Source organism: Crossiella sp. CA-258035, assembly GCF_030064675.1.
GTDB lineage: Bacteria > Actinomycetota > Actinomycetes > Mycobacteriales > Pseudonocardiaceae > Crossiella.
Map to the genome: position 1 here is coordinate 5,826,597 of NZ_CP116413.1, position 16,831 is coordinate 5,843,427.

The following is a 16,831-nucleotide window of genomic DNA, read 5'->3' on the forward strand; positions in this document are numbered from 1 at the left end:
TCAGCGGTCCGCGCCCTTCCGGCCGAGCTCGTTGTCGATGAACGCCAGCAGGTCGTCCGCGCTGGCCGCCGAGATCCGGTCCGCCGCCGACTCCTCCTTCTCCGGTCCCGACCACCGGTTCAGCAGCTGCCGCAACCGCGAGGTCACCCCGGCCCGCGTGACCTCATCCGCCGACGCCTCGGTCATCGCGGCCTCCAACCGGTCCAGCTCGGTCAGGATCGTCGGCGCACCGGTCTCCTCGCCGCCACCGCCCAACTGCTCCGCGATGTGCTCGGCCAGGCGCGCGGGTGTCGCGTAGTCGAACGCCAGTGCCGCCGGCATCCGCAACCCGGTCAGCGCGGCCAACCGGTTCCGCAGTTCCACCGCGGTCAGCGAGTCCAGGCCCAGGTCGGCGAACTTCTGCTCTGGCTCGATCGTGGCGGCTGACTGGTGGCCGAGGACCGACGCCAGTTCGGTGACCACCATCGTGGTGACCGTCCGGAGGCGTTCCTCATCGCCCAGACCGCGCAGTGTGTCGGCCATGTTCGCGGTGTTGCCGCGGACCGCCGCGCGGCGGCGGGTGCAGACCAGGCCACGGAGCAGGTGCGGGACCTCTACCGCGGCTGGGCCGCCGGTGGAGACGACCAGGGGGACGAGTACCGGGTCGGCGGAGCCCAGTGCCCTGTCGAACAGGGACATGCCCAGTTCCGGGGTGATCCTGGTGGCGCCCAGCGCCTCCGCTCGGCGGCCACCCATGTCCTGTTCGGCGGCGGCCATGCCCAGGGTCCACGGGCCCCAGGCCAGGGACAGCGCCGGGTGGCCGTGGTGGCGGCGGTGGGCGGCGAGGGCGTCCAGGTAGGCGTTGGCGGCGGCGTAGTTGGCCTGGCCGGGCGCGCCCATGATGCCCGCTTGCGAGGAGTAGAGGACAAAGCCTGCCAGGTCCCGGCCTTCGGTGGCTTGGTGCAGGTGCCAGGCCGCGTCGGCCTTGGCTGCCAGGACTGCCGCAAGGCGTTCTGGGGTAAGGCTTTCCACTACGCCGTCGTCGAGCACACCGGCCGCGTGCACGACCGCGGTCAGGTCGGGGATGGCGTTGACCAGGGCGTGCACGGCCTCGGCGTTGGCGACGTCGCAGGCCTGGACCGAGACTTCAGCGCCGAGTTCGGTGAGTTCGGCTTGCAGGTCGCCCGCGCCGGGGGCGTCCAGGCCCCGGCGGCTGGTCAGGACTAGGCGGCGCTGACCGGTGGAGGTCACCAGGTGGCGGGCCAGCAGGGCACCGAGGCCACCGGTGCCGCCGGTGATCAGCACCGTGCCGTCCGGGTTCCAGCCGGTGAGGCGGTCTTCGGTGATCTCCTTGGGGACGGCGAGCCGGGCGACGCGGGCCACGCCGCCGCGCACCACGACCTGGGGTTCGTCGGCGAGCAGTCCGGTGGCCAGGTCGGCGGTGGAGTCCACGTCCAGCAGGGCGAAGCGGCCCGGGTGTTCGGCGCTGGCCGAGCGGGTCAGGCCCCACACCGCCGCGCCTGCCAGGTCGGTGACGTCCTCGCCGGGGCAGGCCACCGCGCCGCTGGTGACCAGCACGAGTGTGCTGGTGGCGAAGCGGTCGTCGGCGATCCAGCGCTGCACCAGCTCCAGCGCCCACTCCGTCGCGTGGCGCACATCCGCGGGGGCCGCACCGGACGACGGGACGCGGACCAGCACGGTTTCCGGGACCTGCCCGGTGGCCAGTTCGTCCAGGCTGTTCGCGCGGCGGGCGGCGGCCAGGTCAAGGCCGTCGCCGAGCACCGCGGCGGCCACCGGGGCGCGCTCGGCCTGGGCCTTCGGCCAGTCCACCACCAGCAGCGAGCCGGAGCCGGTTTCCGGGGTGGGACGGGCATGGGCCCGGCCCTCGATCTCGCGGTGGCGCAACACGTCCACCGACAGCACCGGGTGTCCGGCGACATCGGCGATCTGGACGGTGGTGCCGTCCTCGCCCGCCGTGGTGAACCGGACCCGGAGGGTGGCCGCGCCACTGGCACGCAGCGAAACCCCTTCCCAGGCAACGGGTTCGCGCCAGGTCTCGCCCGACCAGCTGGTCAGTGGCAGGGCTTGCAGTGCGGCGCTGAGCAGGGCGGGGTGCAGGCCGAACGCCTCCGCGTCCGCGACCTCCTCGGGCAGGCTCACCTCGGCGAAGACCTCGTCCCCGCGCACCCACACCGCGTCCAGGCCCTGGAACGCCGGGCCGTAGTGGAATCCGGCGTCGGCGAACAGGTCGTAGCAGTCCTCGACGTCCACCGGCTCGGCCTGCTCCGGCGGCCACACCGCGGCGAAGTCCATCGCCGTCTCCGCGCCTTCCTCGCCCAGTTTGCCCAGGGCGTGCTGGCTCCACGAGCCGCCGGACTCCGGGCGGGAGTGCACGGTGACCCGGCGGCAGCCGCTGCTGCCCGGATCGACCCGCACCTGCACCTGCACGGCCCCGTTCGCGGGCAGCACCAGCGGCGACAGCACCGCCAGCCGCTCCACCCTGGGGCAGCCGACCTCGTCACCGGCGCGCACCGCCAGCTCCAGCAGCGCCGCCGGGGGCAGCACGACGGTCTCGCCGTCGCGGTGCTCGGCCAGCCACGGGTGGTCGGCGACGGAGAACCTGCCGGTCAGCACCACCCCGCCGCCGTCGGCCAGCGGGACCGCCGCGCCGAGCAGCGGGTGCGCGGTGTCGGCGAGGCCCAGCCCGGAGGCGTCGGCGACCCTGGTGGACACGGTCGGCCAGAACCGCTGGTGCTGGAACGGATAGGTGGGCAGCGGCACGGTCCGCGGACGCGGTCCGCCCGGGGTGGTCCACAGCGCGGTCCAGTCGATCCGGCCGCCTGCCACGTACAGCGCGCCGAGTCCGCGCAGCAGCGCCTCCTCCTCGGCCATCCCGCCGCGCAGGGCCGGGGCGGCGGTCACGCCGGTCTCCAGCGAGCTGCGCACCGCCGCGCACAGCGATCCGTCCGGCCCCAGCTCCAGGAACCTGGTGACCTTGGCCGCGGCCAGCACCGTGACCGCGTCGGCGAAACGCACGGTGTCGCGCACCTGCGCCGCCCAGTACGCCGGCGTGCGGAGGTCATCGCCCCCTGCCCGCCGACCGGTCAAAGTGGTGACCACCGGTATAACCGGCTCGGCGTAGTTCAACCGGTCGATCACTGCTTTGAACTCGGCCAGCATCGGTTCCATCAGCGGTGAGTGGAACGCGTGGCTGACCGCGAGCCGCTTGGTCTTGTGACCCTGCCCGGCGAGCACCTCGGCCAGGGCGAGCACCGCGTCCTCGGTGCCGGAGAGCACCACGCCCTCGGGTGAGTTGATCGCGGCGATCGCCACGCCCTCGTTGAGCTGCGGCTGGACTACGGCCTCGGTGGCCTGCACGGCGACCATCGCGCCACCGGTGGGCAGCGCCTGCATCAGCCGGGCTCTGGCCGTGACCAGCCCGCACGCGTCAGTCAGCGACAGCACCCCGGCCACGTGCGCCGCGGACACCTCGCCGATGGAGTGCCCGACCAGGAAGTCCGGTCGCACACCCCAGGACTCGACCAACCGGAACAGCGCCACTTCCAGCGCGAACAGCGCCCGCTGGGCGTTGCCGGTCTGGTTGAGCAACTCGGCGTCCTCGCCCCACATCACCTCGCGGAGACCCGGCTCAAACTCAGCGAGCACCGCGTCAAATGCGTTGGCGAACACCGGGAACCGCCCGTACAGCTCGCGTCCCATGCCCAGTCGCTGCGAGCCCTGGCCGGAGAACACGAACGCCGTGCGGCCCTCGGTCACCCGGCCCTTGGCCAGCACCGCGCCTTCGCGCAGCACCGCCCGGTGCTCGAAGGCGACCCGGGTGGTGGCCAGCGAGTGCGCCAGCTCAACTGTGATTGGTTGACCACTCAGCTGCTCGATCCGCGCCTGCACCGCGGCCTCCGACTTGCCCGACACCACCAGCGGCAACGGCACGTCCGGTACTATCGCGTCCACAGTGGACTCGATCGCGGGCGGCTGCTCCAGGATCACGTGCGCGTTGGTGCCGCTGATGCCGAAGGAGGACACCGCGGCCCGGCGCGGCCGGTCCACCTCGGGCCAGTCCCGTTGCGCGGGCAGCAGTTCCACCGCGCCCTCGGTCCAGTCCACGTGCCCGGTCGGGTGGTCCGAGTGCAGCGAGCGCGGCGCGATCCCGTTGCGCAGCGCGTAGATCATCTTGATGATGCCTGCCGCGCCCGCGGCGGCCTGGGCGTGGCCCATGTTGGACTTGATGGACCCCAGCAGCAGCGGGGTCTCCCGCTCCTGGCCGTAGGTGGCGAGCAGTGCCTGCACCTCGATCGGGTCGCCGAGCCGGGTGCCGGTGCCGTGACCCTCCACCAGGTCGACGTCCGAAGTGGACAGTCCGGCGTCGGCGAGCGCGGCGCGGATGACGCGTTGCTGGGACGGGCCGTTGGGCGCGGTCAGGCCGTTGGAGGCGCCGTCGGAGTTGACCGCGGTGCCCTTGACCACGGCGAGGATCTGGTGTCCGTTGCGCTGGGCGTCGGAAAGTCGTTCCAGCAGCAGCACACCGGCACCCTCGGACCAGCCGGTGCCGTCGGCCTCCTCGGCATAGGAGCGGCAGCGGCCGTCGTGCGCGAGCCCGCCCTGCTTGTCGAACTCGGAGAACGGCGACAGCGAGGACAGCACGGTCACGCCACCGGCCAGCGCCAGCGTGCACTCCCCCGACCGCAGCGCCCGCACCGCGAGGTGCAGCGCCACCAGCGAGGAGGAACACGCCGTGTCGACGGTGACCGCGGGTCCTTCCAGGCCGAGCGCGTAGGACACCCGGCCGGAGATCACGCTGGACACCGCGCCGGTCATGGCGAAGCCCTCCAGGCGCGGGTCGCGGGCGACCAGGCTGGCGTAGGCCGGGTCGGAGGAACCGAGGTACACCCCGGTCGCGCTGCCGGCCAGGCGGTCCGCCGCGATGCCCGCGTGTTCCACCGCCTCCCACGCGGTTTCCAGCACCAGCCGCTGCTGCGGGTCCATCGCGGTGGCCTCGCGCGGCGAGATACCGAAGAAGGCGGCGTCGAACCCGGCCACGTCCTCGATGAACCCACCGGAGGGCGGCGTGGCACCGGCGGGCAGGCCGAGGTCGGCGGCGCGCGCGGCCGGCATCTCGGCCACCGCGTCGGTGCCGTCGAGCACGAAGCGCCACAACCCTTCCGGCGAGGTGACCCCGCCGGGGTAGCGGCAACCCGCACCGACGATCACGATCGGATCGTCGTCGGCCGCCCTGGTGACCGCGGGCGCGGCGACGACCTGTCCGGTGCCTTCCACCGCCTCCAGCAGGAAGGCGGCCACCTGCTCCGGGTTCGGGTAGTCGAAGGCCAGCGTGGCGGGCAGCCGCAGCCCAGTGGCCTCGGCGAGCCGGTTGCGCAGCTCCACCGCGGTCAGCGAGCTGAACCCCTGCTGCCGGAAGTCCCGCCGCGTGTCCACCTCCGCCGCGGCCTCGTATCCGAGCACGGCGGCCGCGTGGTCGCGGACCAGGTTGGCCAGGTAGTCCAGCCGCTCGTCCGCCGCCAGCCCAGCCAGTTCCTTGGCCAGCCCGGTCGCGGACTGCTGGGCGCCGACGGCCCGTCGCCTGCCCTGCTTCACCAGGTCCCGCAACAGGTATGGCACCTCGGCCCCGTCCGGCGCCGAGCCGCCGCCGAGCACCAGCGGCACCACCAGCGCGCGGTCCGCGCCGAGCGAAGCGTCGAACAGCGCCATGCCCAGTTCGGCCGTGATCGCCTGCGAGCCCTTGGCCGTCACCCGGCGCAGGTCCTCCGCGTCGAGTCCGGCCGCCATGCCCGACTCCCACGGCCCCCAGGCCAGCGACAACCCGGGCAGCCCAGCCTGTCGGCGGTGCGCGGCGAGGGCGTCCAGGAAGGTGTTGGCCGCAGCGTAGTTCGCCTGCCCCGGCGAACCCATGACGCCGGCGGAGGAGGAGTAGAGCACAAACCCGGCCAGCTCGCGGTCCTCGGTGGCGCGGTGCAGGTGCCAGGCCGCCTCGGCCTTGGGCGCGAGCACGGCGTTGACGCGTTCGGGGGTGAGGCGGTGCACGATGCCGTCGTCCAGCACACCGGCGAGGTGCACCACGGCGGTGAGGTCGGGAATCCCGGCGACCAGCTCCCGCACGGCCTCCGGATCGGTGAGATCGCAGGCCACCACGGACATCCCGGGGCCGAGGTCGGCAAGGCCGGGCGCGTCCGGACCGCGACGGCTGGCCAGCACGAGGTGCCGCTGGCCCTGGGCGGCGAGGTGCCGGGCCAGGGTCAGGCCGAGCGCGCCGGTACCGCCGGTGAGCAGCACGGAACCGTTGCGGTCCCAGGGTTCCGGGGTGGTCGGCGGGAGCTTGTGCAGGCGGGCCACCAGCGGCATGCCGTCGCGCACGATGACCTGCGGTTCACCGGCGGCCAGCACCGGCAGCGCCTTGGCCACGTCCGTGGGCTCGGCGTCGAGCAGGCCGAACCGCCCGGGGTGCTCGGTCTGGGCCGAGCGCACCAGGCCCCACAGCGCCGACGCGGCCAGCGCGCCGCCGTCGACCGCGCCCCGGGTGCGGAACACCAGGCGCGAGTCAGCGAACCGGTCCTCGCCGATCCAGTGCTGCACCAGCTCCAGCGCCTGCCTGGTCAGCGCGCGGACCGCGGCGGGCACCTCATCGGCGGGCAGCGCAACGGGCACCACCACCAGAGCGGGCACCTCACTCAGCGCGGCCAGTTCGGCGACGTCCGCCGTGGCCAGCTCGGCCACGGCGATCTCCGCCGCCCGCACCTCCGGCGCGACCACCCAGTCGACACCGAGCAGCACCTGATTGTCCACAGTGGACTGTTCGGTGGCCTCGATCGCCTGGTCCCGCATCGAGGTCACCGACAGCACCGGCAGCCCGGCCCCGTCCACCGCCTCGATCGCGACCCGGTCCTCAGCCAGCGGGGTCAGCCGGACCCGCAGGGTCGAAGCGCCGAAGGCGTGCAGCGTCACGCCCTCCCACTCGGCAGGGACGCGCGGTTCCAGCGCCGCCGCGAGCAGCGCCGGGTGCAGGCCGAAGTCCGCGCCACCGGAGCGCTGCACCTCGATGTCGTTGTCCGTGGCGGTGAACGGCTCTGGTGCGGCCGCGTCGGCGAGTTCGCCGGTGGCGTTGCGCAGCCACGGGTTGTCCTCGGTCCGGGAGTAGATGGCCAGTTCGTCGCCGGTCACCCGCACCTGGACCTGGAGGCCGCCGCGCTCGGGCACCGCCAGCGGCACCTCGGTGCTCAGCCTACGGATCTGGCCCTTGCCGACCTGGTCGGCGGCCCGGATCGCCATTTCCAGCAACGCGATCTGGGCGGCCGCCGGGTGTTCGGCGAGCCAGGGCTGGACGGCGCGGGACAGGCGGCCGGTCAGCGTGACGCTGGCGTCGTCGGCCATCAGCACGGCCGCGCCGAGCAGCGGGTGCCCGGTCGGGGACTGGCCGAGCCCGGCCGGATCACCGGACTGGCTGGCGGCGCTGGGCCAGTAGCGCTGGTGCTGGAACGGGTAGGTCGGCAGGTCGATCACCTTGCCGCCGCCGAGGAAGTCCGCCCAGCGCACGCCAACCCCGGCCACATGTGCCGCGGCCAGGCCCCGGACCAGCGCGGTCTCCTCGTCCGGGATGTCGGCGCGGAGCAGGCTCGTGCACACCGTGCCCTGGGGCAGGACCTCGGTCGCGGCGGCGGCCAGCAGGCCGTCCGGGCCGAGCTCCAGCACCGCGCTGACGTCCAGCGCGGTCAGCTCGGTCAGCGCGTCGGCGAAGAGCACGCTGTCACGAACCTGCTGGACCCAGTACTCCGCCGAGTCCAGCGCCGCCTGCTTCCCGGTCAGCGTCGAGACCACCGGGATGTCCGCGCTGCCAAAGGAGATCCCGTCGATGGCGGCGGCGAACTCGGCCAGCATCGGGTCCATCAGCGGCGAGTGGAAGGCATGGCTGACCGCGAGCCGCTTGGTCTTGTGTCCTTGTCCGGCAAGCACTTCAGCGACCGCGAGCACCGCGTCCTCGGCACCGGAGAGCACCACGCTGGCCGGTCCGTTGACCGCGGCGATCGCCACCTCCGCGGTGAGCAGCGGCGCGACCTCCTCGGCGGTGGCGCGCACGGCCACCATCGCCCCGCCGGTGGGCAGCGCCTGCATCAGCCGGGCGCGCGCGGCGACCAGCGCGCAGGCGTCGGTCAGCGACAACACCCCGGCCACGTGCGCGGCGGCGATCTCGCCGACGGAGTGCCCGACCAGGTAGTCCGGCCGCACCCCCCAGGACTCGACCAACCGGAACAGCGCCACCTCCAGCGCGAACAGCGCCCGCTGGGCGTGACCGGTCTGGTTGAGCAGCTCGGCGTCCTCGCCCCACATGACCTCGCGCAGGTCATCGCCCAGTTCGGCGAGCACGCTGTCAAGGGCTTCGGCGAACACCGGGAAGCGTTGGTACAGACCGCGTCCCATGCCCAGGCGCTGCGAACCCTGGCCGGAGAACAGGAACGCGGTCCGGCCGTCGGCGACCACGCCGCGGGCGATGGTGGCCCCGTCGCAGAGCACCGCGCGGTGTTCCAGCGCGGCCCGGGTGGTGGCCAGGGAGAAGGCGAGGTCGAGCGAGGGCTCGGCGGAGCGGAAGAGGTCGATCTGGGCGTCCAGCGCGGCCTCGGACCGGGCGGCCACGAGCAGCGGCACGCGCACGTCGGCCTCGGACGGTGCCAGCTCCGGGGCTGGCTCGGCCTGCTCGATGATCAGGTGCGCGTTCGTCCCGCTCACCCCGAACGCGGACACCGCGGCCCGCCGTGGCCGGTCCACCTCCGGCCACGCGGTCTGCTCGGTGGCCAGCTGGATTTCCCCAGCGGCCCAGTCGATGTGCGTCGACGGCGTGCTCACGTGCAGCGTGCGCGGCACCACCCCGTGCCGGATGGCCTGCACCACCTTGATGATGCTGGCCATACCCGCCGCGGCCTGGGTGTGGCCCAGGTTCGACTTGATCGACCCCAGCAGCAGTGGCGTTTCCCGCTCCTGCCCGTAGGTGGCCAGCAGCGCCTGCACCTCGATCGGGTCGCCGAGCCGGGTGCCGGTGCCGTGCCCCTCCACCACATCAACATCCACAGTGGACAGACCGGCGTCGGCCAGCGCGGACCGGATGACCCGTTGCTGGGACGGCCCGTTCGGCGCGGTCAGCCCGTTGGACGCGCCATCGGAGTTGACCGCGGAGCCCTTGACCACCGCGAGTACCCGGTGCCCGCGCCGTTGCGCGTCGGACAGCCGCTCCAGCACCAGCACACCCGCGCCCTCGGCCCAGCCGGTGCCCGCGGCGTCGTCGGAGTAGGAGCGGCAGCGGCCGTCCGGGGAAAGCCCGCCCTGCTTGGCGAACTCGGCGAACGGGCCCGGCGTGGACAGGATCGCGACCCCACCGGCCAGCGCCAGCGAGCACTCCCCCGCCTGCAGGGCCCGCGCCGCCAGGTGGATCGCCACCAGCGAGGAGGAACAGGCCGTGTCCACGGTCAGTGTGGGACCTTCCAGGCCCAGCACGTAGGAAACCCGGCCGGAGAGCACACTGGAGGTGGTGCCGGTCATGATGAACCCGGCCACCGAGGCGCCCTCGCCGGCCAGCAGCGAGACGTAGTTGGCGTCGCCCGCGCCGACGTAGACGCCGGTGGGGCTGCCGGCCAGGCTGGTCGGGTCGATGCCCGCGCGTTCCAGGGCCTCCCAGGACACCTCCAGCAGCACGCGCTGCTGCGGGTCCATCGCCACGGCCTCGCGCGGGGAGATGCCGAAGAACCCGGCGTCGAACCCGGCCGCGTTCCGCAGGAAGCCGCCGCGCAGGTCTTCGGCTCCTTCGACGTCCCAGCCGCGGTCGGGCGGGCAGCCGGTGATGGCGTCGGTGCCGTCGAGCACCAGCTGCCACAGGTCTTCCGGCGAGCCGATGCCCTCCGCGTAGCGGCAGCCCATGCCGACGATCACGATCGGGTCGTCGTGTGCCGAGGTGGCCCGGATCATCGGCGCGTCAACGGATTCCGCGGCCCCGTCCAGACGGGTGAGCAGGAAGGCGGCGACCTGGACCGGGGTTGGGTAGTCGAAGACCAGGGTGGCGGGCAGGGGCAGGCCGGTGGCGGCGGTGAGGCGGTTGCGCAGCTCCACCGCGGACAGCGAGTCGAAGCCCTGGTCGCGGAACTCCTGGCGCGGGCCGACCAGCTTGACCGAGGGGTGGCCGAGCACGGCGGCGACCTCGGTGCGTACCAGGTCGGTGAGGAAGTCCTGGCGTTCGGCCGGGCGCAGTGTGGCCAGCCGGGAGCCGAGGTCGGTGGCGGGAGTGCTGCCACCGGTGGCCGCTGCGCTCCGGCGGGTGGTGCGGACCAGGTTGCGCAGGATGGCCGGGACCAGGGCGGGCGAGGCCGCCGCGCCGGTGCCGACCGCGGTGGCCGCGACGACCACCGGCCGGTCGCTGGCGGTGGCCGCGTCGAACATCGCGTTGCCCTGTTCGACGTCGATCAGCGCAAGCCCCTTGGCCGCCAGCCGCTTGCCGTGCTCCTCCCCCAGCCCGCTGGTCAGCCCGCCTTCCCAAGGGCCCCAGGCGATCGAGGTCGCGGGCAGGCCCAGCTCGCGCCGGTGCGCGGCCAGCGCGTCCAGGAAGCCGTTGGCGGCGGCGTAGCTGCCCTGGCCGGGACTGCCGAGCACGCCTGCGGCCGAGGAGTACAGCACAAACGCGGCCAGGTCCTGACCGAGGGTGGCCTCGTGCAGGTGCCAGGCGGCGGTGGCCTTCGGGCCGAGGACGGCCGCGATCCGGTGCGGGGTGAGGGATTCCACCACGCCGTCGTCGATCACCGCGGCGGTGTGCACCACGGCGGTCAGCGGGCGGTCGGTCAACGCGCGCACCGCGGCCGGGTCGGCGACGTCACAGGCGACGAACTCGGCCTCGGCGCCCAGCTCGGCCAGCGACTCGCGCAGCGCGTTGACACCGGGCGCGTCCGGGCCGCGACGGCTGGCCAGCACCAGTTTCCGCTGGCCGCGGGCGGCCAGGTGGTGGGCCAGCACGCCGGCGAGCTCGCCGCTGCCGCCGGTGATCAGGACCGCCTTGTCCGGGTCCCAGGTGGGGGCCTCGGTCCGGGTGGCGGGCAGGCGGGTGAGGCGGGCGGCGCGCAGCACGCCGTCGCGGACCCGCAGCTGCGGCTCGTCGGCCGGCACACTGACCGGGAGATCGGCCAGGGACTCCACGTCGAGCAGGGCGAAGCGGCCGGGGTGTTCGGTGGCGGCGGAGCGGAGCAGGCCGCACACCGCGGCGGCGGCCAAGTCGCCCGCCTCGGTGACCACGACCAGGCGGGAGGCGGCGAAGCGCTCCTCGCTCAGCCAGCGCTGCACCAGGGCCAGGGCCTGGCCGGTCAAGTCGGCGAGCGCGGCCGGGTCGGTGCCGCGCAGTGGCGCGTAGACCACCTCCGGCACCTGGCTGTCACCGAGGTCATCGAGCATCGCCCAGGACGCGGGCGCGGTCTGCACCGGCAGCGCGGGCCAGTCGATGGCGAACAGCGAGTCGGTCACTCCGGGCCGGGCCACCTGCCCGGCGGCGCGGGTGCGGACCGCCTCAATGGTGCACACCGGTCCACCGGCCGGGTCGACGGCGGACATAGCGAGCCCGTCCGGTCCTTCGGTCCAGCGGACCCGCAGCACTGCGGCACCAGCGGCGTGCAACGTGACGCCCCGCCACTCGGCGAGCGTGCCGGGCGCGAGCTCCGAACGGCCGGGCAGATAGGCACTGGCCTGCAACGCGGCGTCCAGCAGTGCCGGGTGCAGCGCGAACGCGGCCGCTTCCTGGCTGCGGCTGTCCAGGCTCTCCGGCAGCGCGACCTCGGCGTGCACCTCGTGACCGAGCCGCCAGACCTCGCGCAGGCCAAGGAAAAGCGGCCCTCTGTCCACAGTGGACTCGGTCAGCGGTACCGGTTCCGCGCCGGGCGGCGGCCAGGGCGCTGGGTCCTCAACCGGTCGGTGGTCGGCCGGGGTGAGCGTGCCGCTGCCGTGCTCGGTCCACTCCACGTCCGAGCGGGCAGGCCGGGAGTGCACGCTCACCGCGCGGCGGCCCAGGTCGTCGGCCGGGCCGACCCGCACCTGCACCGCGAGCTGGTCGTAGTCGTTGAGCAGCAAGGGCGCGCCGACCCGCAGCTCGCCGACCCGGTCGCAGCCGACCTGGTCCGCGGCGGTGAGCACCAGCTCCAGCAGACCGGAGTCGGGGAACCAGATCTGGCCATCCACTGAGTGGTCGGTCAGCCAGGGCTGGTCGCCGGTGGAGAGGCGGCCGCTGACCAGCAGGCTGCCGTCGGCAGCGGAGGTGGTGACCGCGCCGAGCATGGGGTGGAAGATCGGGATCAGGCCGAGTCCGGCGGCGGAGTTGGTGGAACGCTGCTCGCCGACCGGCCAGTAGCGCTCGCGCTGGAAGGCGTAGGTGGGCAGGTCGACCACGGAAGCGCCGGTGTCGCGGAAGAACTCGGCCCAGTCCACCGGGACACCCGCGACGTGCAGCCGCGCCAGGGAACGGAGAACGGTGGTCTCCTCGGAGCTGTCCTGCTCGTCCTTGTCCCGGCGCAGCACCGCGACCACCGCGCGCTCGCCCTCGGCCAGGGTCTCGTGCACCATCGAGGACAGCGCCCCGCCGGGCCCGACCTCCACGAACCGGGCGACCCCCGCCGCGGCCAGTGTGCGCACCCCGTCGGCGAACCGCACCGCGCGGTGCACCTGCTCGACCCAGTAGTCGGCGTCCAGCTCCGTGACCGGCGCGCCGGTCACGGTGGACACCACCGGAATCCGGGCCCGCTGCGGGGTCAGTCCCGCCGCCACCGCCCGGAACTCATCCAGCATCGGGGCCATCAACGGCGAGTGGAACGCGTGGCTCACCTTCAGCGCCTTGGTCCGGTGCCCGCGCGCGGCCAGCGTCTCAGCCAGCGCCGCGACCGCCTCCGCCGCACCGGACAGCACCACCGACCGCGGCCCGTTCACCGCCGCGATCGACACGTCGGCGAGCCCGGCGAGCAGCGGCGCGACCTCGTCTTCGGGTGCGTCCACCGAAACCATGGCCCCACCGGCGGGCAGCGCGCTCATCAGCCGCGCACGGGCGGCCACCAGCGCACAGGCATCGGCGACCGGGTACACCCCGGCCACGTGCGCGGCCGCGATCTCGCCGACGGAGTGCCCCATCAGGAAGTCCGGCCGCACGCCCCAGGACTCCATCAGCCGGAACAGCGCGACCTCGACCGCGAACAGCGCGGGCTGTGCCCAGCCGGTGTCCTGCAACAGGTCTTCGTCGGTGCCCCAGACCACCGCGCGCAGGGAGTCGCCGAGGTGACCGTCGAAGGCGTCGGCGATCTCGTCGAAGGCCCGCGCGAAGGCCGGGAACCGTTGGTACAGCTCGCGTCCCATACCCAGGCGCTGAGCACCCTGGCCGGGGAAGAGGAAGGCGGTCTTGCCCGCGACCGGTGCGCCTTCGACGAGGGCGGGGTGGCGGTCGCCGTGGGCGAGGGCGGTGAGGGCTTCGGGGGCGAGGGCGACGGCGCGGGTGGCGAACAGGGAGCGGGTGGTGGCCAGGGAGAGGCCGAGGTCGAGCGGGTGGTGACTGTCCACTGTGGAGCGGAGTGCGGTGGCTTGAGCGCGGAGGGCGGCTTCGGTGCGGGCGGAGAGGATCCAGGGGACGACAGCGGGGGTGGTGGCGGCTTCGTTTTCGAGCACCGCCGAGGGTTTCGGGGCCTGCTCCACGATCACGTGCGTGTTCGTCCCGCTCGCGCCAAAGGACGAAACCCCTGCCCGGCGCGGCCGGTCCACCTCCGGCCACGGCGTGTGCTCGGTGACCAGCTCGATCGCCCCCGCGCTCCAGTCCACGTGCGAGCTGGGCCGGTCCACGTGCAGCGTCCTGGGCACCGCGGAGTGCCGGATCGCCTGCACCACCTTGATGATCCCCGCCACACCCGCCGCGGCCTGGGTGTGCCCGATGTTCGACTTCACCGAGCCGAGCAGCAGCGGGGTTTCCCGGTCCTTGCCGTAGGTGGCCAGCAGCGCTTGCGCCTCAATGGGATCGCCGAGCTTGGTGCCGGTGCCGTGCGCCTCGACCACGTCGACCTCGGCCGGGGTCAGGCGGGCGTTGCGCAGGGCGGCGCGGATGACGCGGCGCTGGGCTGGTCCGCTGGGGGCGGTCATGCCGTTGGAGGCACCGTCGGAGTTCATCGCGGTGCCGCGGATCACCGCGAGGATGCGCCGGTTCTGCGCTTGTGCCTCGGAAAGGCGTTGCAGCACCAGGACTCCGGCGCCCTCGGCCCAGCCGGTGCCGTCGGCGGCGTCAGCGAAGGCCTTGCAGCGGCCGTCCGCGGACAGCGCGCCCTGCGCGGCGAACTCGACGAAACCCGCGGTGCTGGAGAGCACGCTGACCCCGCCGACCACGGCCAGCGAGCATTCGCCCGCGCGCAACGCCTTCGCGGCCAGGTGCAGGGCGACCAGTGACGAGGAACAGCCGGTGTCGACGGTCAGGGTGGGGCCGCGGAACCCGAAGATGTAGGAGACCCGGCCGGACAACAGGCTGCTGGACTGGGCGGTCTGCCATTCGATCGCGCCCATCGGCACCCGGTAGTCGCCGGTGCCGCCGCCGACGAACACACCCGTGTCGCCGCCGCGCAGCTCGGCCGGGTCGATGCCCGCCCGTTCCAGGCCCTCCCAGGTGACCTCCAGCAGCAGGCGTTGCTGCGGGTCCAGGATCAGGGCTTCGCGTGGGGAGATGCGGAAGAAGCCGGGGTCGAAGCCCGCTACGTCCTCGACAAATCCGCCGTAGCGCGGGACCTCGGGGCCGCCTTGGCCGGGCAGGGCGTCCAGGGCAGCGAAGTCCCAGCCGCGGTCGGTGGGCATGTCGCCGATGGCGTCCACGCCCTCGCTGGTCAGCCGCCACAGGTCCTCCGGCGAGGCCACGCCGCCGGGGTAGCGGCAGGCCATGCCGAGGATGGCGATCGGCTCGTTCGCGGCCGACTCCAGCTTCGCGTTCTGCTGGCGCAGCACCTCGGTCTGCTTCAGCGCCGCCCGCAGCGCCTCAACTACCTTGTCGTTCACGCCCTCGGCCCCTCTTCCTCCGTGCCGGCGCCCAGCGCCAGCCGCACCAGGTCGTCGACGTCGAGTGCGTCGATCTCGCCGGTCTCGTGGTGTTCGCCCGCATTCGCCGGCGAGTAGTCCTCGCCGGGTTCGGCGTCCGGATCGCCGAGCAGTTCGGCCAGCAGGTGCTCGGCCAGCTCCACCGGGGTGGGGTGGTCGAAGGCCAGTGTCACCGGCAGGTCCAGCCCGGTCGCCGCGCCCAGCTGGTTGCGCAGGTCCACCGCGGTGAGTGACTCGAAGCCGAGCTCGCGGAAGGCCCGGTCGGCCTCCACCAGGTGTGCGCCGGGCAGACCCAGCACATCGGCGGCCCGTTCCCGGACCAGCTCGACCAGCACCGGCAGCCGCTCCTCGCCCGGCAGCTCGGCGAGGCGGGTGCGCAGTTCGGCCGCGGCGGTGGCGCTGTTGCGGCTTTCCCGCTGTGCCTCGGCCAGTGCGGCGCGCACCTCGGGCACCCCGGTGAGCAGCCTGCTCTGGCGGTTGGCGGTGAAGGCCGGGGCGAACTTGGTCCAGTCCACTTCGGCCACCACCACCGAACTCGCGCCCGCGGCGACCAGGCCGCGCAGGGCCGAGACCGCGGCGAGCGGGTCGACCGCGAGCAGGCCGTTGGCCTCCAGGTGCCGCACCAGGTCGGAGTCCTGACCGCGCCAGGCGCCCCAGGCGGCGGTGGTGGCGGCCAGGCCCCGGCGGCGACGGCGTTCGGCCAGCGCCTCCAGGTACGCGCCCGCCGCCGCTTCCACCGAGCGTCCGGCCGCGCCCCAGGTGGCCGAGATCGGCGCGCAGTAGACGAAGGCGTCCAGTTCCCGATCATGCAGGAGTTCATCCAGCCGGGTGGCGGGCGCGATCGCGTCGGTAACGCTGTCCGCGGCGGCCACCGAGACCACGGCCGCGGTGAGCGGCTGGTCCCCTGGCACCGACTCCAGCGCGACCTCCAGGGTGTCCCGGTTGGCCGGATCACCCGCGAGCTGGGTCAGGCCGACCCCGCGTGCGTCCAGCTCGGCGGCCAGGGCCGAGTCGATCTCCGGGCCGACCAGCACCACGTGTCCCGCGCCCGCCGCGGCCAGCTGCCTGGCCAGTTCGACGCCGTGCGCGTCGACCACCAGCACCGTGCCACTGGGAGTCCACTGCCGGTCGCCGAGCTGGGCGCGGACCAGTCGCCGGGCGTGCGAACCGTTGGCGCGCACCGCGACCTGGTCCTCCTCGCCGGTCAGCGCGGCCAGCAGCGCCGGGGCCATGCCCGGCTCGAACCGCGCGGGCAGGTCGACCAGGCCGCCCCAGCCCTGCGGGTTCTCCAGCGCGGCGACCCGGCCCGCACCCCAGCGGGCCGCTTGGGCCGCAACGGGTTCGGCGTCCTGGTCGTCCACGCTGACCGCCTGCCGGGTGATCCACCACAGCGGGGCCGGCGCGTCCGGGCAGTCCTGGCCGAGCAGCGACACCACGCCGGTGAGGCCATCGGGCAGGCTGTCCGGCCCGGTGTACTCCACCGGCGTCACCGCCTCGCCCAGGGCCGCCACCACCGCGGCGCACCACTCGTCCTCGGCCCAGCCCGCGGGCACCAGCGCCGCCCACCGGCCGGTCAGCGCGGCCTCGGCGACGGGGGCCAGCGGGGTCCAGGCGACCTGGTAGCACCAGGAGCGGGCGGCCAGCTGGTCGCGCCGCTTGCGCCGCCAGGCGGTGAGCGCGGGCAGCACCGCGGCCAGCGCCTGCTCGTCCAGGTCCAGGGTGCCGGCCAGTCCGGCCAGGTCGCCCTCGTCGACCG

The 16,831-nt window shown here is 74.0% G+C and carries 2 protein-coding genes (1 of these 2 running past the window's edge); both read right to left on the reverse strand.

Annotated features, from left to right (window positions below; genetic code table 11):
• Positions 1-15,036 carry a type I polyketide synthase gene (locus tag N8J89_RS26365; protein WP_283659701.1) on the reverse strand — a complete coding sequence of 5,012 codons (15,036 nt, stop codon included), beginning with the start codon at positions 15,034-15,036 and terminating at the stop codon, positions 1-3.
• Positions 15,033-16,831 carry the 3' portion of a type I polyketide synthase gene (locus tag N8J89_RS26370; protein ID WP_283659702.1) on the reverse strand. The gene runs 20,830 nt beyond the window's last position, so the window shows 1,799 of its 22,629 coding nt (coding positions 20,831-22,629); its start codon lies off the right edge, out of view; it ends in the stop codon at positions 15,033-15,035. Before N8J89_RS26370 ends, N8J89_RS26365 begins: the two co-directional genes overlap by 4 nt.